21 protein-coding genes and 1 tRNA gene are annotated in these 19309 nt (G+C 52.3%); 12 read left to right on the top strand and 10 right to left on the bottom strand.

From position 1 onward, the window contains the following. Positions 1–52: 52 nt before the first annotated feature. Positions 53–301 (top strand): hypothetical protein, encoded by a 249-nt coding sequence (locus C7K08_RS15845; RefSeq protein WP_106499042.1) that lies wholly within the window; start codon positions 53–55, stop codon positions 299–301. Between the two features lie 81 nt (positions 302–382). Here C7K08_RS15845 and C7K08_RS02335 read toward each other — a convergent pair. The 3 genes from C7K08_RS02335 to C7K08_RS02325 form a co-directional block, all read right to left on the bottom strand. Next, positions 383–454, bottom strand: a tRNA-Gly gene (locus tag C7K08_RS02335). A 20-nt stretch (positions 455–474) separates the two neighbouring features. Further along, positions 475–915, bottom strand: a complete 441-nt coding sequence (locus tag C7K08_RS02330; RefSeq protein ID WP_106499041.1) for a hypothetical protein — start codon at positions 913–915, stop codon at positions 475–477. A gap of 25 nt (positions 916–940) precedes the next feature. Further along, positions 941–2095, bottom strand: coding sequence for a pyridoxal-phosphate-dependent aminotransferase family protein (locus C7K08_RS02325; protein WP_106499040.1), 1155 nt, complete (start codon positions 2093–2095; stop codon positions 941–943). Between the two features lie 83 nt (positions 2096–2178). On the opposite strand from C7K08_RS02325, the gene cbiD reads away from it, so the two are divergent. From cbiD to mrdA, 5 genes are all read left to right on the top strand, one after another. Continuing rightward, positions 2179–3291, top strand: coding sequence for a cobalt-precorrin-5B (C(1))-methyltransferase CbiD (gene cbiD, locus C7K08_RS02320; RefSeq protein WP_106499039.1), 1113 nt, complete (start codon positions 2179–2181; stop codon positions 3289–3291). Positions 3292–3315: 24 nt separating this feature from the next. After that, a complete protein-coding gene (gene guaA / locus C7K08_RS02315; protein ID WP_106499038.1) occupies positions 3316–4641 on the top strand; it encodes a glutamine-hydrolyzing GMP synthase in 1326 nt (441 codons plus the stop codon). Positions 4642–4797: 156 nt separating this feature from the next. Then, positions 4798–5412 carry a hypothetical protein gene (locus C7K08_RS02310; protein WP_106499095.1) on the top strand — a complete coding sequence of 205 codons (615 nt, stop codon included), beginning with the start codon at positions 4798–4800 and terminating at the stop codon, positions 5410–5412. 8 nt (positions 5413–5420) lie between these two features. After that, positions 5421–5651: a hypothetical protein gene (locus C7K08_RS02305; RefSeq protein WP_106499037.1), complete on the top strand. Its 231-nt coding sequence runs from the start codon at positions 5421–5423 to the stop codon at positions 5649–5651. Beyond that, positions 5648–7444, top strand: a complete 1797-nt coding sequence (mrdA, locus tag C7K08_RS02300) for a penicillin-binding protein 2 (protein ID WP_106499036.1) — start codon at positions 5648–5650, stop codon at positions 7442–7444. The genes C7K08_RS02305 and mrdA overlap by 4 nt, the downstream gene beginning before the upstream one ends. Here mrdA and C7K08_RS02295 read toward each other — a convergent pair. From C7K08_RS02295 to C7K08_RS02285, 3 genes are all read right to left on the bottom strand, one after another. Continuing rightward, positions 7396–8547: a glycosyltransferase family 4 protein gene (locus tag C7K08_RS02295; RefSeq protein WP_106499035.1), complete on the bottom strand. Its 1152-nt coding sequence runs from the start codon at positions 8545–8547 to the stop codon at positions 7396–7398. The genes mrdA and C7K08_RS02295 overlap by 49 nt on opposite strands. A 4-nt stretch (positions 8548–8551) precedes the next feature. After that, a complete protein-coding gene (locus tag C7K08_RS02290) occupies positions 8552–9745 on the bottom strand; it encodes an NAD-dependent epimerase/dehydratase family protein (protein WP_106499034.1) in 1194 nt (397 codons plus the stop codon). Positions 9746–9836: 91 nt separating this feature from the next. Then, the gene (locus C7K08_RS02285; protein WP_106499094.1) at positions 9837–10640 is read right to left on the bottom strand and encodes a thiazole synthase; all 804 of its coding nucleotides are present in this window, start codon (positions 10638–10640) and stop codon (positions 9837–9839) included. Between the two features lie 106 nt (positions 10641–10746). Between C7K08_RS02285 and C7K08_RS02280 the strand changes: the two genes are divergently transcribed. Then, positions 10747–11292 (top strand): hypothetical protein, encoded by a 546-nt coding sequence (locus C7K08_RS02280; protein WP_133165142.1) that lies wholly within the window; start codon positions 10747–10749, stop codon positions 11290–11292. A gap of 29 nt (positions 11293–11321) precedes the next feature. Here C7K08_RS02280 and C7K08_RS02275 read toward each other — a convergent pair whose 3' ends face one another. From C7K08_RS02275 to rpmI, 3 genes are read right to left on the bottom strand one after another with little or no spacing between them, the layout of a single operon-like run. After that, positions 11322–11855 (bottom strand): tetratricopeptide repeat protein, encoded by a 534-nt coding sequence (locus C7K08_RS02275; protein WP_106499032.1) that lies wholly within the window; start codon positions 11853–11855, stop codon positions 11322–11324. Then, positions 11855–12202, bottom strand: a complete 348-nt coding sequence (gene rplT / locus C7K08_RS02270) for a 50S ribosomal protein L20 (protein WP_106499031.1) — start codon at positions 12200–12202, stop codon at positions 11855–11857. Before rplT ends, C7K08_RS02275 begins: the two co-directional genes overlap by 1 nt. Positions 12203–12250: 48 nt before the next feature. Next, on the bottom strand, positions 12251–12451 hold the full coding sequence (gene rpmI, locus C7K08_RS02265) for a 50S ribosomal protein L35 (protein WP_106499030.1): 201 nt from the start codon (positions 12449–12451) through the stop codon (positions 12251–12253). Positions 12452–12512: 61 nt separating this feature from the next. Here rpmI and C7K08_RS02260 point away from each other — a divergent pair, with 61 nt between their 5' ends. From C7K08_RS02260 to C7K08_RS02240, 5 genes are all read left to right on the top strand, one after another. Next, on the top strand, positions 12513–14003 hold the full coding sequence (locus C7K08_RS02260) for a SpoIID/LytB domain-containing protein (RefSeq protein ID WP_241536972.1): 1491 nt from the start codon (positions 12513–12515) through the stop codon (positions 14001–14003). A 41-nt stretch (positions 14004–14044) separates the two neighbouring features. Continuing rightward, positions 14045–15355 carry a glycosyltransferase family 2 protein gene (locus C7K08_RS02255; RefSeq protein WP_106499029.1) on the top strand — a complete coding sequence of 437 codons (1311 nt, stop codon included), beginning with the start codon at positions 14045–14047 and terminating at the stop codon, positions 15353–15355. Beyond that, on the top strand, positions 15325–16050 hold the full coding sequence (locus C7K08_RS02250; RefSeq protein WP_106499028.1) for a DUF998 domain-containing protein: 726 nt from the start codon (positions 15325–15327) through the stop codon (positions 16048–16050). The genes C7K08_RS02255 and C7K08_RS02250 overlap by 31 nt, the downstream gene beginning before the upstream one ends. A 4-nt stretch (positions 16051–16054) precedes the next feature. Then, complete coding sequence (locus C7K08_RS02245; RefSeq protein WP_106499027.1) at positions 16055–16573, top strand: hypothetical protein; 519 nt, start codon at positions 16055–16057, stop codon at positions 16571–16573. Positions 16574–16656: 83 nt separating this feature from the next. Beyond that, the gene (locus C7K08_RS02240; protein WP_106499026.1) at positions 16657–17637 is read left to right on the top strand and encodes a hypothetical protein; all 981 of its coding nucleotides are present in this window, start codon (positions 16657–16659) and stop codon (positions 17635–17637) included. Here C7K08_RS02240 and C7K08_RS02235 read toward each other — a convergent pair. Then, the gene (locus C7K08_RS02235) at positions 17606–19309 is read right to left on the bottom strand and encodes a DNA polymerase III subunit gamma/tau (RefSeq protein WP_106499025.1); all 1704 of its coding nucleotides are present in this window, start codon (positions 19307–19309) and stop codon (positions 17606–17608) included. The genes C7K08_RS02240 and C7K08_RS02235 overlap by 32 nt on opposite strands.

The raw sequence follows: 19309 nt of genomic DNA, 5'->3' as shown, positions 1-19309 counted from the left end.
CGCAGAAATTTGTCAATGTAGGTTTAATTGGAATAAGGGCAACATCACTGCCATGGTCACGGCAACAAAGCTAAAACTACCTCTAAAACCATCTTTAGTAGCTACGCCCGCAACAGATGGCGGTTTAGAAAGGCAAAAACTATTGCAGCAGGCTGAAACTTTGCACCAACAGGCGCAAGTTCTTGCGGCTAAAGGTGAATTGCAAGAGGCTGGTTTATTGATTCTTAAAGGGCTTGATTGCGAACGCAGGGCAAAAGCGCGTGGCCCCCAGGTGCTAGGGCTAATTAAAAAGCGCGAGTGAATTGAAGATTATCTAAACCCAGAAAAGCATTTTTATAGTTAATAAACGTCTAAATTATTAATTTATGTTATGAAAAGAGCAAGCGGGTGACCGGATTCGAACCGGCGACGTTCAGCTTGGGAAGCTGACATTCTACCACTGAATTACACCCGCATTGCTCAAAGTTAGCAAACCTATGGTTTGGTGGCTGGCTCCTCGATGCAATCCACTTCGGCCAGGGCCCGTTGACGGGCAGCAATCAAAGGCTGGGCTTTGGTGCGTAGTTCTTGGGCCGCTTGCTCAAGGGTGAGTTTTTTCTGTTTGGAAACCTTTTCCACATCAGCGTTAAAGGCTTTCAATTGATCGCGCAGATCGCGTACACGGGCTTTTTCTAGGGCATCCTCTGATTTTTCTAGGTTGGTAATTGCTGTGAATAGGCTTTTTTGTGCCTTCACCGCATCACCCACCGTGGAGGTGGGTGTTAGAGCTTGCACGTTTTCAACGGCATCACCAACGGCGGCGAGGTTCTCGCAAATCGCCACCTCCGCCTTTTTTTCTGCTTTTTCTGGATTTTGTTGGCAGGCAACAAGGCTTAGGGCCATGAGGCCGCTAGCAAAGATCAGTGCAAAACGCATTGGGAAAGGGTCTGGCGGTTGCAGGTTAAACAGATTGGAGTGCAGCGGCAGCAGCTGCTACACCAGCTCCCATTGGATTGGGGGCAGCATCTAGCTCCTGTAGGGCTGCTTCGATCGCAGCAACGGCGCAAAGAATGTCGCGATCGCAAACAAAACCGAGGTGGCCAATTCGAAATACATGGCCCTTGAGGTGGTCTTGGCCGCCAGCCAAAAGAATGTTGAAACGCTTTTTCACCACCTTGCGGATCAGCTCAGCATCGATGCCCTGGGGGGCAACCGCTGTGATCGCAGGGCTGCCACAGCCTGCAGCTGCATATAGGGGCAAGCCGATCGCCTGCATGGCAGCGGTGGTGGCATGGCGATGGCGATGGTGGCGCTTAAAGATCGCTTCTAGCCCTTCGGTTTGCATCATTTCCAAAGCAGCTTCAAGGGCGAAATAGAGATTTATCGCTGGGGTGAAGGGATTGCTGTTATCAGCCGCTGATTTGCGATATTTACCAAGATCTAAATAGAACTTGGGAAGGTTAGAAGTTTTATGGGCAGCCCAGGCCCTATCGCCCATGGCCACAAAACCAAGGCCAGGGGGAATCATGTAACCCTTTTGGGAGCCGGAACAAACCACATCTAAACCCCATTGATCAATGGGCACATCGGTGGCACCAAGGCTGGTAACAGCATCAACAATGATCAGTGCTTCAGCGTGGGCTTTCACATGCTTATTGATGCTTTCAAGGTCATTAATCACCCCTGTGGATGTTTCTGAATGGGTGATAATTACCGCCTTGATTTGTTTAGCGCCATCGGCTTCTAAAGCTTCGCGGAAATCCTCAGGATTTAGGGGTTGTCCCCATTCGGCTTTGATCACTTGCACATCAAGGCCGTAGGCCTGGGCCACCTTTACCCAGCGTTCGCCAAATTTGCCGTTATCACCGCAAAGCACCCGATCACCCTTGCTGAGCACATTGATGATTCCGGCTTCCATGGCTGCGGTGCCGCTGCCAGCCAGCACCAAAACGTTGTTTTTGGTTTGGTGCAACCACTGCAATTGTTCGGTGGTGCGGGCCACAATCGTTTGAAATTCAGCGCTGCGGTGGCCGATTGGGTGGCGTGCCATCGCTAGCAATACCCGCTCAGGCACAGGCGTTGGGCCGGGGATCATCAGGCTGAGCTTGTCCTGCATGGCTGCGGGGGGCGGAGGCAATAGATCAGGATAAAAAATGATCCTCCATAAGTCGATTTCCCCCCTGAAGCTTTCGTTTCTGTATGGCTGAGCTCGGTGCCTCTGGTTACACCCTGCCGGTGTGGGTGGCGGCCGCGGCTAGGGCAGCCCTGCAGCAATTGCTAGGTGAACCCTTCTGCGATGAACAGCCATTGCTGCTTGAGCGAGGTGCGCAGCAGCCTGAATTGTTGCCAGTGCAGGCGGTGGCACCCCTGGGGGAGGGTCGCTGTTTGGCGATGGCTGTGTGTGAAGGGGGTGCGGCCCTGGATCTCACCAGGGGCCTAATGATTTGGGTTGAGGCCCATTGGGGTGCTGGCGAGCAGAGGCTGCAGCTGATGGCCGGAGAAGGCCTTGGCGTATTTGCTGATTCTGGTGAGCTCTGTTTATCCAGCTATGCCCGTGAGTTGTTGGAAATCAACTTGCTGCCGCTGCTGCCAGCGCAAGCCAAGTTGGTTTTGCAATTGATTATTCCCAGGGGCAGGGTTCTGGCGGAACGCACCAGCAATGCCGCTTTCGGTGTGGTGGAAGGTTTGGCTTTGATTGGTAACCAGGCCAAGGTGCAGCAAAGTGCTGGCCCAGATGCTTTGCAACAGGCATTAGCTGAATTGCAACGCCGGCTGGAAACCCCTGAGGGTTGCAAAGAATTGGTGTTGGTGGTGGGTGAAAACGGCTTAAACCTGGCGCCCCAGCTGGGTATCTCAGAAGCGAAATTACTCAAGGTTGGCAATTGGCTTGGGCCCCTTTTGGCGGCGGCAGCGGCGGCTGGGGTGGAGCGGCTGTTGTTGTTTGGCTACCACGGCAAATTATTGAAATTAGCGGGGGGTATTTTTCACACCCATCACCATCTGGCCGATGGTCGTGCGGAGGTGCTTACAGCCCTTGCCGCCCTTGAGGGTTTGCAGGGGGAAGCGCTGCACAAATTATGGGAGGCCGCCACGGTGGAGCAGGCCATGGTGCAGTTGGAACTGCAGCAACCATTGCTTGCTCAGCGCCTGCGGCGGCGCATTGCCACCAGCATTGAACAGCGCTGCAGCACCTATCTGCGGGAAACGGTGGGTTCTAGCCTCAAGCCGGGGGCGGCCCTATTTGATCGCTCCAGACGGCTATGGGCCGTTGGTTCCCAGGCTGAATTTTGGTTTCCACCCCCTTGCCCCTAGGCTAGAGCGAATGCCTTTTTGCTGATGTCCGCTGCTCTGGCCGGCCTAGAGGGGGCGGAGGGGCGTCGCCCAGCCATCGTGATCCTCGATTTCGGCTCCCAGTATTCGGAGTTGATCGCCCGCAGGGTGAGGGAAACCGAGGTGTATTCCCTGGTGTTAAGCCACACCACCACATTGGAGCAGCTGCGGGAGTTGGCGCCAAAGGGGATCATCCTCAGCGGTGGCCCGAATTCCGTTTATGCAGATGGCGCACCAGTAAGCGATCCGGGCCTCTGGGAATTGGGAATACCAGTGCTTGGTGTGTGCTACGGCATGCAGTTGATGGTGCAGCAATTGGGGGGCCGGGTGGAGGCCTCGGAGCGGGGTGAATACGGCAAAGCACCGCTTTGGGTTGATGATCCCACCGATCTACTAACCAATGTGGACGATGGTTCCACCATGTGGATGAGCCATGGGGATTCGGTGGTGGCCCTGCCAGAGGGTTTTAGTCGATTAGCCCACACCGATAACACTCCAGAGGCAGTTGTTGCCAACCACCAGCGCAGGCTTTACGGCGTGCAATTTCACCCAGAGGTGGTGCATTCAAGTTGTGGCATGGCGCTATTGCGCAATTTTGTTTATCACATTTGTGGCTGTGCCCCCGATTGGACCACCGATGTATTTATTGATGAGGCAATCGCCTCAGTGCGAGCTCAGGTGGGAGATAAGCGAGTGCTACTAGGTAAAAAATTAGGGCCTTTTGATTACTTAGCCCAGGGCACTCTCTACCCTGATGTGATCGAAAGTGCTGGCACTAATGTTGATCCAAAAACCGGCGAAAGGGTGGCAGTAAAAATAAAAAGTCACCATAATGTTGGAGGCTTGCCAAAGGATTTGCAGTTTAAACTTGTTGAGCCTTTGCGGCGTTTATTTAAAGATGAAGTGCGTAAAGTTGGCCGTAGTTTAGGTTTACCAGAGGAGATAGTTAGGCGCCATCCTTTCCCCGGACCCGGCCTTGCTATTCGTATTTTGGGTGAGGTGAATGAGGAGAAATTACAAATCCTTAGGGATGCAGATCTAATCGTGCGGGAGGAGGTGCGTGATGCGGGGCTCTATCACGAAATTTGGCAGGCCTTTGCCGTGCTTTTGCCCGTGCGCAGTGTGGGGGTAATGGGTGATAAACGCACCTATGCCTACCCAATCGTGTTGCGTTGTGTTGGCAGTGAAGATGGCATGACCGCCGATTGGTCGCGCTTGCCCTACGAGGTGATGGAACGCATCTCAAACCGCATTGTTAATGAGGTGGAGGGTGTTAACCGAGTTGTATACGACATCACCAGTAAACCCCCAGGCACCATTGAATGGGAATAGTTGAGCTTGTAATAGTTGCCCGGTGGTCTTGTGTCACCGGGACTTGGCCATGGATGGCGTTGACAGGCAGGGGTGGCCCAGCCCAAGGTTCGCGGATCTGTCAAGACTGGTGCGCCCTTGCCAGCAGCGATAAAATTAGGCCCCTTACCTAAACCTGTGGGCGCCACCGCTTCGCTTCAGCAGGATCCCCAGCTGCAACGCAGGTTGCAGCAAGACAGCATCGAGATTGCTGGTAAAACCATCTATCTGAATCCATTCCTCTATTGGCGTCGCTTTGATGCCAACACCGACCGCTGGCTGCGGGAACCGGGCCAGATGGAAGAGGAGCAAATTCTAAAAAATCGACTGCGTTTCTATCCCGAGGTGGTGTGGGACGGCCTCAGTGAAGAAGAAAGGGCTATCAAGGCAGGGGCAGTGGAAATGTTCCTTAAAAGCCTTGAATTGATCAGTACCTTTAATCCTGAGCTCACCGCTGGCCAGTTGCTGGAACTGGAGCGCAAGATGGCGGTTACAAAAAAACGGGCCTTTGAGCGCTGGGTGGCTAAGTCGCTTAAGCGCCGCAGCCAAGCCCAACGGGCCGAGAAGCGGCGTTTCTCCCGCGACCGTTGGCTTAAGGAATGGCAGGAGTGGAGCCTTGACCCCGTTACCCGCAATGCCCTGCTGCCAATCAGTGGTTTGGTGTTGCTTGCTGGTTTAGGCGGTTGGTTTATGGGCGCCCAACAGTTTTGCCGTCCGTTAATCTTGCAACCCGGTGTGCAACAGCTGCGTTAACGCAACTCATGAGCCAATCCCCAACCTCGAATCCGCTTTTGAACTTGGGGTTGCAGGCGGCCCAACGGCTTGTGCAGGAGGCCTTGGCAAAGTTTCAAGGTGCACCTGTTGATAGCAACGATTTAGTAACGGTGCAGGTAACCGTTTCAGAACCACCTGCAGAAACAGTTGATTTAAGTGAGCGCTTAGCTGCTATTTCAAAGCGTTTAAGTGCATTGCAAAAACTATTGATTAAATGACCCCGTCCATGGGGCGCCGAGGCCAGCGTTTTAGCGGCATGGATCAACAGCCGGCTTTGCTGCTGATTTTTATTATTGCCCTATTAACTGCAATGGCAGGCCGATTGGCCTGGTTGCAATTGGCCCATGGCAGCGAAAATCGCGTATTGGCCGATGAAAACCGGGTGCGCCTAGTGCCCCGTTCGCCAATGCGGGGCAGGTTATTGGATCGCCGCGGCCGGTTGATGGCCGGTAATCGCCTCACCTATAACCTTTATTTATTACCTAAGGAGCTCAATGATGCCCGCTGGCAGCAACTGCAACCGCGTTTAGCTAATTTGCTGCAAATACCGGCTGATCGTTTAAATCATCAGCGCCAAAGTGGCCTTAACCCCGATGGTTATCGCATTGAATTAATCGCTGATTTAAAACCTGATCAGGTGCTGCGTTTAAAGGAACAACAGGCGAATTTACAGGGTTTACAAGTGGATCAGGATTATCGCCGCTCCTATACCTACGGCGCCCTCGGTGCCCATGTGTTGGGTTACACCAGCCCAATTACTGATGCTGAATATCAGTATTTAGAAGAGAAGGGTTACCGCATCCAAGATCGCATTGGCCGCATCGGCATAGAAGCTGTATATGAAAATCACCTAAGGGGCGAATGGGGAGGCCAGCAATTGGAGGTTAATGCTGCCGGTGAGGTGCAAAGGGTATTGGGTGATAAGCAGGCAAAAGCAGGAAAAGATCTCACCCTCACCTTGGATTTGGATCTACAACGGGCTGCAGATGAGGCCTTGGGAACCGTTGCAAAAGGAGCGATCGTTGCCTTAGATCCTCGCACCGGAGCGGTGCGAGCAATGGCAAGTAAACCTAATTATGATCCAAATATATTTTCGCGTAATATCAACACAGCCGAGTGGAAATTTCTTAATCGAACTGAGGCTCCATTATTAAATAGGGCGCTGCAGGGATTTCCACCGGCCAGCACCTTCAAGATTGTTACCACCGCCGCAGGTATTGAATCTGGCTTGATGAATGCTAAATCAACATTGCCAACCTTTAATTCATTTTGCTATGCGGGGATGTGCTACGGCGACCACGGTAGTTTTGGGGCGATTGGCTTTCCCTTGGCCCTAGCAGTTAGTAGTAATAGTTTCTATTACCAGGTTGGTTTAAAGGTGGGTGAGGCGGAATTATTTAAGGCGGCTAGGCGTTTTGGTTATGGCAGTTATACGGGTATTGAATTAAAAACGGAAGAATCACCTGGTTTGCTAGGTGATGCCGCCTGGAAAAAGCAGGTATTGAAAGAAGCTTGGACGCCCGTAGACACAATTACCTCTGCAATTGGCCAGGGAGCATTGCAGGTAACACCATTACAAATGGCTCGTTTATATGCAGCGGTAGCAAATGGTGGCAATTTGGTAACACCCCATTTGGTGGAGGGTAAGCATGTGCCAAAACCGCAAGGAATGGGTTTAAAAGCAGACACAATCAAGATGTTGCATCAAGGCCTGCGCCGCGCCGTAACGGAAGGTACGGCAAAGGTGCTAGCCGATCCAAATCTGCCGGCAGTGGCAGGTAAAACCGGCACTGGCGAGGATCCACCCAGGCCAGACCATGCCTGGTTTGGTGGCTATGCCCCAGCCGAAAAGCCGCAGCTTGTGATCGTTGCGTTTGCCGAAAATAGCGGTGGTTATGGCGGTACGGTTTCAGCGCCGATGGTGAAAAAACTAATGGAGGTATTTTTTAAAAAAATGCCAGCTCAAGCTGCTTTAACTAATTCAGGCGCTAAACCCACCACCTGGCCGTAGTAATTGCGCAGTTGAGCGGTGGCGCCAGCCCAACCCCAGCGTTCCGCTTCCGCCCTGGCCTGCTGCCGCAGTTGCTGCCGCTCATTGTGGTTACCCAGTAGCCGTTTAGTGGCAGCAATCAAGCTGGCAGCCCCATCGCTCGGGCCATCCGGTTCGTATAGGCAGCCATTAACACCATCGGTAACGATGTCGGGGATGCCGCCGCGGCGGGCGGCCACCACCGGGCTGCCGGCGGCCATAGCTTCCAGTAGCACCAGGCCTAGGGTTTCAGTGCTGGAGGGGAACAGGAAGGCATCAGCGCTGGCATAGGCGCCAGCCAGTTCCTCCCCCCCTAGGTAACCCACAAAGGTGGTGGCGGTGCCGGCAAATACTTTTTCCAACTGCTGCCGATGGGGTCCATCACCCACCAAAGCCAAACGGGCTTGGGGAAGGGCATCAAGCACGGGCCGAATCCGTTCAATTTGTTTTTCAGCTGATAGGCGGCCCACATAAAGCAAAAGGGCATCGCTGTTGCTGTGGTTGCCAAGCAAGCGGTTGCGAATTTCAGGCCGAGCCCGTTCCGGTTGAAATAGATCGGTATCAACACCCCGTTGCCAAAGGGCGGTGTGTTGAATGCCATGGCTGCGCAATTCAGCCACCATGGCCGTTGAAGTGCAGAGATTCAGCTGAGCTTGGTTGTGGGCCGCCTTGAGCAATTCCCAAAGCAGCGGCTCCAACATGCCCATGCCGTAGTGCTCGAGGTATTTGGGCAGATGGGTGTGATAGCTGGCCACCAGTGGTAATTCACGGGTTTTTGCCAGCCAAATGCCCCCTAAACCCAACACGGCTGGGTTAACAACATGCACCAGATCAGGTTGAAATTGATCGAGGGCATCAGATACCGCTGGCCGTGGCAGGGCCAATTTGAGCTCGGGGTATAGGGGCAGCGGCATCGCTGGCACCCCAACGATGCGGGCACCGGCAAAACTGCTGGGTGCCCCCTCTGGGCAAAAAACCAACACCTCATCGCCAGCAATTACCAGTTGCTCAACCGTGCGGGTGAGCCTGGTAACAATCCCATCCACCTTGGGCAGAAAGGTTTCGGTGAAGAAGGCAATTTTCAAAGCCTTAGCCCTGGTTTAAGGCCTGGGCCTGGGTTTGGGTCCAGGCAGACACACATGGGATCCGGCTGCGGTTGCAGCGATCGGCATAGCGTTTGGCCACATCCACCACCTCATTCATCAAACCGTTATCGAGGGTGGTGGGTTCAAGGCCAAGCTCGATAAAACAGCGGTTGTCAACGATCAGATCATTCTCAATCGCTTCTTTGCGGGGATTGGGCAGATAGTTGATGCTCGCTCCAGTGAGGGCAGCTACTTTTTCAGCTAGGGCACCAACCTGATGGCTTTCGGTCATCTGGTTGAAGATTTTTACCTTTTCAGCTGCGCTGGGGGGATGTTCAAGGGCAAGTTGCACGCAGCGCACGGAATCACGGATGTGGATAAAGGCGCGGGTTTGACCGCCGGTGCCGTGCACGGTGAGGGGATAGCCGATGGCCGCCTGCATTAAGAAGCGATTTAAAACGGTGCCGTAGTCGCCGTCGTAATCAAAACGGTTGGTTAAGCGCGGGTCGCGGCTGGTTTGTTCTGTATTGGTGCCCCACACGATGCCCTGGTGCAGGTCGGTGATGCGGATGCCGTCGTTTTTGTTGTAGTAATGAAAAAGCAGTTGATCAAGCGTTTTTGTCATGTGATAAACGCTGCCTGGATCCGATGGATGCAGGATTTTTTCCACAAAACGGCTGCCGTCTGGTTGGGGCACCTCAACGGTGAGGTAACCCTCGGGGATGGTGGCACCGCGATGGGAGCCATAGCCATAAACCCCCATGGTGCCCAGGTGCACTATGTGCACATCCAGGCCGCTTTCAACGATGGCGCAGAGCAGGTTGTGGGTGCCGTTTACGTTGTTATCAACGGTGTAGCGCTTTGTAACACTGCTTTTCATCGAGTAGGGAGCAGCCCGCTGTTCAGCGAAATGCACCACCGCTTGCGGTTGCTCCTGGCGCAGCAGTTCCACTAAGCGGTCGTAATCCTGGGCAATATCAAGGTTGATAAACCGCATTGGTTTACCGCCCACTTCCTCCCATACCCGCAACCTCTCGCCGATGCTGCTGATGGGGGTGAGGGACTCAACCTCCAGATCGATGTCGATCTTGCGGCGACTGAGGTTGTCTACCACCACCACATCGTGGCCACCATCTGCGAGGTTCACGGCACAGGGCCAGCCGCAGAAGCCGTCACCACCGAGCACCAAGACCTTCACGCATGTCTCCTGTCGATTGGAGCCCGGCTCCATCAGGGCAAGCTACTACAGGGATCCCGGTAGGAATTGCAAAGGGCCCCAGATGCTTGGATCAACTGCCCACCAAGCCGGTTGTTGGTGAGCTGGCACTTGCTTCCCTGCGGCGGGGCATTGCACCGGCCAGCAGGGCCTCGCGGCCTGCGGTGGTGGCCAAAGCCATGGCCCTGGCCATGCGGGCGGGGTTGGCGCTCAGGGCAATGGCGCTATTGATCAAAACGGCATCAGCGCCCATTTCCATCGCGAGGGCAGCGTCGCTGGGTATGCCGATGCCGGCATCAACCACCACGGGAACCTGGGCTGCTTCGATGATCAAACGGATATTGGCCAAGTTGGCTAGGCCTTGGCCACTGCCGATCGGTGAGGCCAGCGGCATCACCGTTACGCAACCAACCTGCTCCAGCCTTTGGGCAAGCACTGGGTCGGCATGGATATAAGGCAGCACGGCAAAGCCTTCCTTCACAAGGGTTTCAGCGGCCTCCAGGGTGCCGATTGGATCCGGCAGCAGGTGGGGCCCTGGGGGAATCACCTCAAGCTTCACAAAATTGTTATCCGATTGGCCGGCTAGGGCCGCTAGTTCCCGTCCTAGGTGGGCCACCCTGATCGCCTCTGCGGCGGTGGCACAACCTGCGGTGTTGGGCAGCATCCAGATTTTCGACCAATCGATTGCTTCCATCAGGCCGCCATGGCCTTGGGCATTGCTTTGCACACGCCTTACGGCAACCGTAACGATTTCACAGGCACTGGCGGTAATGCTTTGCTGCAAGGCATCGATGCTTGGATATTTGCCGGTGCCGGTGATCAAACGGCTGCTGAACTCTCGGCCGCCAATTAGCAGTGGATCTGCAGTGGTAATCATGTTGTTGTTTTGCATGGCTGGGGGGCAGAACGGATCAAGAGCTGGCGGGGCGAAAGCCATTTATGGGGGTTAACCCCCTACGGTTTGGGCAGAGCTCCATCCTGTGATGCCGCTGTTGCTTACCTTGCCCCTGCTAGCGGCAACACCGCCGGCTTTTGTGCCATTTAAACCACCCGCTGGGGTGGATTCTGGTTTGCTCAGATTGGAGCCCTTGGATCCCCTTAATGCAGATCGCATTCAAGTTGATAATTTCGATCCAGAGGCCTATGCCCAATATTTAGTTGGCACCATGCCGCGCCAGTGGCGCGGTGCCCTGAGTACAAAAAATGCCCCCCGTTCCATAGTTGCTGAATTAAATATCAATCGCCTTGTGGCAATTGGCCAGCGTTTAGATTTATTTGGTGTGCTCACTTTAGGCGGCCAATCGGTGCCGGTGCAGGCAAATATAAATGCTAAAAGCGATCAAATGGAGATGTTATTACTAGGTGATAAATTGCCAGTTGGCTTGGAGCCCGGTGGTGAATTCCAAGGTTTGGAAATGTTGAAATTAAGTAGTTGGGAGGGCCCGCGGCTCACCAGTGCTGGTGCAATCCTTGAGCTAGCACCTGTTGCAAATAGCGCCCCAGCCCCTGCGGTGCGCGGCCTTTGGTAAGTTGATTGTAGCTATTATATAACTTTTATTTACTTGTTTGGTATTGCCTCTGGCTTAAGTAATTTTAAGCGTTTGATTGCTGTTGGGTTCGTTGGCTCTAGTTCCAGCACTTGAACATAGGTATTGATTGCATCACTGAGTTTTTGCTGCTTCTCTAGGGAATAGGCCATATTATTTAGGGCCACAGGATATTCAGCCTTTGCCCTTAAGGCGAGCCGGTAATGACGAATCGCATCGTTATGGTTTTGCTGAGCAGCTAATGCAAAACCAAGGGCATTTTGCACAAGGGCCTGGGCTTCTTCCGGTTCATTGTCAAGTTGTTTAACCGCTTTTTTTAAAGTGGTAACAGCTTGAGCAAATAAGCGTTTATCCAATTGCACCGAACCAAGTTCATAGAGGCTGGCGGCTTCCGCCTTGGTGTTGCCACTGCACTGCAGCTCCAACTTGGCCAGGCGAGCCTCATCTTTCCTCACCCTCAATACCTGCCGGGCTACCACCACTGCCACCAGGCCAAGCAGGCCAATCAAGCCCAGTAGATAGGCCTGGGGCAGTGTTATTTCCATCAAGCCTTAGCGGCACCCACCACCTTTTCAAAACTGGTGGGATCGAGGATTGCAATTTGAGAGAGCATCTTGCGGTTAATGCGCACATCAGCTTTTTTCAAACCGCCCATCAGACGGCTGTAGCTGAGGCCATTGATGCGGGCAGCGGCATTGATGCGAGCAATCCAAAGGCGGCGGAAATCGCGCTTACGGCGGCGACGGTCGCGATAGGCATTGCATAGGGCCTTCATGACCCGCTGATTAGCGGTGCGGAACAAGCTGCCGTTGCCACCACGGAAACCGCGGGCTATGCGAAGAATCTTGTTACGACGTTTACGGGCAACGTTGCCCCTCTTAACGCGGGCCATGGTTCAGAAATAAATGCAGGTAGGAATAAAAAATGAAGCAGCCGGCGATCAGCTGGCGTAGGGAAGCATGAGGCTTACGCGGTCGTGGTCGGTTTCATCCACCACTGCCATGGTGCCCAAAAAGCGTTTGCGCTTAGGGCTTTTATGGTCTAGCAGGTGGTTGTGAAATGCATGACGACGCATGAATTTGCCGCTGCCCGTAATGCGGAAACGCTTGGCGGCGGCCCGGCGGGTTTTGAGCTTCGGCATCTCTAACGTATGGCGCGCAAACAACCAAACTAGCTTCTCAACCTCCCTTTTGCCTAGCTGCGTGCGTTTAGTTCCATTCGCCTTATTTGTGCCCTTGGCCTTAATGGCCGCCTGTAGAAGCGAATTGCAGGCCGCTGATCTGCCCCTGCACTGGCCCACTAAGGCGCCGCCAGCCATAGCCGGCAGTAACCCCGTGGTGTGGGTGGGCATTGCTGAGCGCTTGCCGGCCGCCGCTGCACCCCTGGAATTAAGGGCAGCAGCAGGGTTGCTCACCCTGCGGGATAGCAAGGGGGTTCAACGCCAGGCGGATCGCTTTGAAATCCATTGGGTGCGCCAGCCTTTGGCTCGGCCGCTGCTGGTGGAGCGGCGGGTGTTGGGACCTTTCCCCAGCTATGAATCGGCATATGAGCAGGCTCGCCTTTGGCGTTTAAAGGGTGCCCAGCCCCTGTTGGCGCGGCCGGGGGATTGGGAGGTGTGGGCCCCCCTTGAAAGCCCAGCCCCTGATGGAATTAGCAGCGAGGTGCGTTTGAATAATCGCCTGCACTGGCAGCCGCAGTTAAGGCAAGCCGGCCAGGTTTTAAATCTTGATGGACCGATTCAATTGAAAGCACCCCGGGGGTTGCTTTGGAATGGCGGCGTTTATGGCGGACCCTTCCGCTTGCAACGGGATGCCTATGGCACCTGGGCCCTAGTTGAGCAGGTGCCTTTGGAAACCTATCTGCAGGGGGTGGTACCCCATGAGATTGGTGCTTCTGCCCCCGCCGCTGCCCAGGCTGCCCAAGCGGTGTTGGCCCGCACCTGGGCCCTGGCTAACCAACAGCGCTTTCATATCGATGGTTATCACCTTTGCGCCGATAGCCAATGCCAGGTTTACGGCGACCCAAGCCAGGTGGGCAGCAAATTGCGGCTGGCCCTTGATGCCAGCAAAGGTTTATTGCTCACCTGGAAGGGAAAACCGGTCCATGGGGTTTACAGCGCCTCTAATGGCGGGGTTTCAGCTGGGTTTGAGGAGGGTTGGGGGGGTGGTTCCCTGCCCTATCTAAAGGCCCAGCTGGATGGCCCAGGTAGCGAGAAAAAACGTTTTCCCTTGCCAATCATCGAAGGGGTTGGGCTCAATAAATTGCTGGAAGATGGTGCCAACCTGCATGGTGCAGCCCATCCGCGCCACCGCTGGCAGCGGCGGATCAGCAGCCAAGAGCTTGCCGCCCTTGCCGCTTCAGCGAAATTGGGCAATGTTCAAAACTTGTTGGTGCAGCAGCGGGGCCCCAGCGGCCGGGTGGTGGACCTTTTAGTGCAGGGCAGTGAGGGTTCATTGAATTTGCGTAGGGATCAAATCCGCAGGCGCCTGCGCCAATTACCAAGCACACTTTTTGTGGTTGTAAAAGAAGAGCCTGGGGTTTGGCGGTTTGATGGCGCTGGTTTTGGCCATGGGGTTGGCCTTTCCCAAGCCGGTGCCATCGAATTGGCCCAAAAGGGCTGGAGCAGTGCTCAAATCCTCAAGTACTACTTCCCGGGCACGGTTTTGGAAAAGTTGAAAAGCTTGCCCAGGTAGCTATTCCCTTAAAGTTGGTGCCATTGGGGAGGAAACGCCATATGGCTGAAGGCGATTCCACTCAATTGTGTTGGCCCGAAGGCCGTAGGCGCAAGGCCCTAATTTTTGTTTTGGCTTGTTTAGGTGCTGGGGCAGCACCCCATTGGCTGGGTCCCTTGCGGGGCCTGCTGCCGGCATTAGGCGCAGCGTTACTGCTGTGCGGCTATGGCTTGCGCACGATGTTTAGCAGCAGCGTTGATATGGAGCCTTGTTTGCCTGTGGATGGGGCCAACCAGCTGCCCCGGGTTGATGTGCTGGTGGCCGCCAGGGACGAGGAGGCCGTAATTGGCCGTTTGGTGCAGGCGGTGGCGGATTTGGATTACCCCAAGGATCAGCTCAACCTTTGGGTAATGAATGACGGCAGCTTGGATAACACCGCCAAGATCCTGGAAGGCCTTAAACAACATTTTCCTTTCCTTCACGTGCAGCATCGCCTGCGGGATTCAGGTGGTGGCAAGAGCGCAGCCCTCAATGCCCTATTGCCCCAGCTCAAAGCTGATTGGTTGATGGTGTTAGACGCAGATGCCAGCTTTGCTCCAGATCTGTTGATGCGTTTGCTGCCGCATTTGCAACGGCGCCAATGGGGTGCCCTGCAATTGCGCAAGGCTGTGGATAAGGCTGAAACCAGTTGGCTAACCCGCTCCCAAGCCCTTGAGATGGCCTTTGATGCGGTGATGCAAGAGGGTCGGATTTGTTCTGGGGGTATTGGTGAATTACGGGGTAATGGACAACTACTGCGGCGCGAGGTGTTGCTTGCCTGCGGTGGATTTAATGAAGACACAGTTACCGATGATTTAGATCTGAGCTTTCGTTTGCTTTTAGCTGGAGAAGCGATTGGTGTGATCTGGAATCCACCGGTGCAAGAGGAACCAGTTACCCGTTGGGGTGCCCTGTTGCGCCAAAGGCAGCGCTGGGCTGAGGGTGGTTTGCAGCGTTACCTTGATTACTGGCCTGCTCTGATATCAAACAAGCTGAGCATTAAACAAAGGCTTGATTTATTAGTGTTTTTCCTTCTCCAATATGCATTACCAGTGGCAATTTATGGTGATTTATTTGCTGCATTAGCCTGGCGTGAGTTTCCACTGCTCTGGCCTTTATCAATATCAACGGTAGGTTTCAGCGCCCTTGCGATTAAACGTGCCGGCAGCCGCTTTAGCGAAGGCCCGGCCCTACCTTCCAGCTCAGGATTAACTTTATTAATTGCCAACACATATCTTATGCATTGGTTTTTAGTGATCCCTTGGGTTAGTTTAAAGATGGCTTTTAAACCAAAAAGATTGGTATGGGCAAAAACCGCACATGTGGGCTTGTAGGCAATGGGGTTGCCTTGAAACTTGGAGCAATCGTCTGGATAGTTTCCATTCAAAGCTTCTTGATGCAGTGGTGGATTGCAAGTACGTGGCCAAAACCCTATAGCCCAAGCATAAATTTTATTAGTGATCTTGGTGCTACAAGTTGTGGCATCTTGCTCGGCAATATTCAACATGCTGCACGTTATGTGTGCTCACCAGAGCACCATTGGATGAATTCAAGTTTCGTGTTGTCTGGAATTACTATAGGCATAGGAGCAATTCTGCTTCGTGCTCGCTTAATGCCAGGAGCACTTGGCTTTATGGCAACCTCATTGTTTATCACTAGTGGCATTGGTGTTGCAATGGTGGGTCTAAATCCCGAGAATATGCAAATTGCTAGGCATATTGTGGGCGCATATTTAAATGCTTATGGAGCATCTTTTGCATTTATTCTGATGGGAATTAGTCTAGCAAAGCAGCGTTTAAATAGAAGGCTTGGATTTTTTATACTAGGATTTGGAATTTTATTTTTATTGTTTAATATTCTATACACCATAGGTTTTTATGGTAATCTTCCTTTTCTGAGCCTTGGCCTTGGTGATGGTGGGATGGAAAAATTATGTAACTATCCCATTGGGATATTGTTAATTTTAATTGGATTTTATGCCCTATTCCAAAAGATTCATCCTAATATACCTTTAACTTTAGAGGCTTGATTCAATGCTATTCAAACGTTTGCTTTTAATGAGTTCAGCTGCTCTAGGTGTCATAATTTTTGGATTGCTTTTATTGGGCGAATTCCGCACTTGGCAGGTGCAGAGCTCTCCTCAGCAGAAAAAATATTTGACTGGAGGTTTGCCTCATTTAGCGCCAAAAGGATTTTACGCAGGCTATGTTCCTAGCCTTTCGGGATCACCCTGGCAGGGCAAGAGATTTGATCCGATTAATGACCGGGGTGTAAATATATTTGTTAATCAAGGAAAAGCATCAGCAAAATATCCTTTTTATTCATCCATTGGGGCTTCGTCAAGGGATGGGAATCTGCAGGTGTTTAGAATTAATTACAATAATTCAGCTAATCCTTGGTGGGTGAGATTATTTTTGGATGAGTTGGTTGTTGTTAGGCCTGGTTTTTTTCTAGGTAAATTAAGCTTAAAGATAATTCCAGGCCGCCCGTATCAAATTACTTTTTTTGATTTGCAGCAGGATAATAATCGCTTTCGGAGTGAGCCTAAATAATTTTGACCTCGTAATTTTTATTACAAGGTGCGTTTTAGGGCGTTTACTTTTTGCTAAATTAATGCAAGTTAATTTTTCATTTAATGGACAATGTGCCCGCCCCTGCGAGATGGCTAAGCTGGCGTTCAGCCCTTTATCTTTATGTGGGGTTAGTTGTTTTAGATATTTGGATGCTTCTGGTTACTCCAACTTTAAGCCCATGGCATTGGGTGGGTTTTGCTGGCTTTGTAATTATGCCTTTAGCCCTTGTGGCAATGAGGCAGGCGGGTAATCATGAAAACACCAATATTCAGCCAATATTATTGGTTTTCATGGGTTTTGCTGGGTATGCAAATACAATTTTCATACCCTCAATTAAAGAATGGTTTTTTACAAGTACTTGGGGTGTAGGCAATTATTACGTGCCATCCCGTATGGTTTATCCCATGGGCTTTGCAATTAATAGTGAGCATATGATAACTTTGCACGCATCAAGTGCCCTTTTATTGGCTGGATTGATTACATATCAGTGGATCGTAATGTTGAGAAAGCGTCGATCGGTTGATACGGTTAAACTTCATAGGTTGATCGGATCGTTTACTGCTTTTCTCGTATTACCTGTGATGGTTGCCTCTGGCATCTTAAGTTCTATATATGTTTTAAGAACACCTTTTAACCAGGTTACTTATGCGGCTTTGCCAATTATCATTGCTGGTTGTTTAATTGCTTCAATAAGAAGTGCTATCGCTGGTAACTTTGCCCAACACGTGGATTATGGCTACTCTGCTTTTATCGTGCTTTGCTCCGCTGCACTTTATCGATTTGCTTGCTTGTTTATTTGGTTGGATCGTGGTTCTTATACTAATGCTACTCAAGCTCCAGTTGATGGAGCTGCCATTCTCACGTACTTGATACTGATTGGATTTATTGTTATTCCTTTTGCTGTTGTTCGTAGGCTAAAGCAAAATATTTTCCCGATTATTACCCTGGCATCAGTATTGATATTATCTATGATTTTTGTTCCTTGGCAATTCTTTGGCGCTCCGGCATCTGCTAATTTTCTATCTCATTATTGGCCGCTATAACCTCGCCGTTAAAAAATTCAGCTAAGCGTTTAGCTTCCACTTCAATGCCATTACTTGGGCTTGGTTGTTTTGTTTCTTGTTGAAATTCTTGTTTGCTTTCAACAGCTGCTTTGCTCTCAATAACTGGCTTGGTTTCAATAACTGGATTGTTTTGAATAATTTTAACTGGTGTTAGCGGTGCAGCTACTTCAATAGGTGCATGAGTTTGGGCACTACCTGTTTCCAGCATTAGCTGCCGCGGCGAGCCCAGGGCCCGCTCAGTGGCTTGCTCCAATAGGGGCAGGCGGCTTTGCACCATCGCCAGCCAATTTGGCGCTACTCGCACCACAGCTTTTGATTTATCAAGCCGCACTAGTTCGCCCTGTTGTGATAGCAACATGCGGGTAGAAGGTAATTCCAAACTTGCCAAGATCTGTTGCCAAATGGCTGTTAAATCGGGTCCGTTTTGATTTTCTACTGGCGAAGCTGTAGCTGTAGTTGGGGGATTTGGAATTGCAGCTGGAATTTGACTATGAGTAGAAGTTTGCGCTGGAGTGGTGGTTGTAGTTGGTGTTGAAACTGCTGTTGGCGCGCTGATAGTGCTCTGTTCCGCCAGTAATCCCAGCATTAAAACCTCAAGCCATAAACGCGGTTGGGCGCTCTGGCGTAGTTGGGCCTCACTACCTTTTAAACCCTGTTGCCAAGCCAGTAATTTTTGCAGGCCAGCTTGGTTTGCTAACTCCGGTAATTCAGCCCTATTAGCTGGAGAAAAGCTGCTTAATTCCGGTTGCTCCGGTGCAGCTAAAGCCAGCACTAAATCCCGCAATAAACCCGCAATACCCTGAAGCACTGCGGTGGCTTCCCTACCGCGATCCAGAAGGCCGCGGCAATTTTCCAATAGGCCAACGGGATCAGTTGCAACCAATGCCCTCGCCAGGCTCAATAATTCCTGTTCTGGCACCGCCCCAAGTAGTTCCCAAACCGCCTCTGGTTCCACCGGCGGCGGCAGCAAACTGAGTTGATCCAGCAGGCTTTCCGCATCCCTTAGGCCCCCTTGGGCCAATTGGGCCACTAGGTGCAAGGCTGCTGCATTGATTTGGATTTGTTCTTCTTTGGCAATCCAAGCCAAATGACTTTCCATCGACCCCAAGGGAATACGGCGAAAATCAAACCGCTGGCAGCGGCTCAAGATCGTTGGTAACACCCGTTGGGGATCAGTGGTGGCGAGCACAAACACCACCCTTGGTGGTGGTTCCTCCAGGGTTTTTAGTAGGGCATTAAAAGCTGCCGTTGAAAGCATGTGGCATTCATCCACCACATAAACCTTCCAGCGCGCCTGCACCGGTGCAAAGCGGGAGCGTTCGATTAAATCGCGGATGTTGTCTACGCCTGTATTAGATGCGGCATCTATTTCGATCACATCAAGGGCGCTGCCGGCTGCGATCGAGCGGCACAATTCGCAGCTACCGCAGGGTTCTGGCGTGGGGCCATCACTGGCAATGCAATTAAGCGATCGAGCCAGAATGCGAGCGCTGGAGGTTTTGCCCGTTCCCCTCGGGCCGCTAAATAAGTAGGCCGGTGCAATGCGACCAGTGCGTAATGCATTGCTAAGGGTGGCTGCAATTGCCTCCTGGCCCACTAGCTGATCAAACCGCTGGGGCCTGTATTTATGGTGCAGCGGTTCGTAAGCCAT

It is taken from the genome of Synechococcus lacustris str. Tous (genome assembly GCF_003011125.1).
Lineage (GTDB): Bacteria > Cyanobacteriota > Cyanobacteriia > PCC-6307 > Cyanobiaceae > Synechococcus_D > Synechococcus_D lacustris.
The sequence above is the reverse complement of the archived record's forward strand: the minus strand, read 5'-3'. Positions and strand labels throughout refer to the sequence as shown.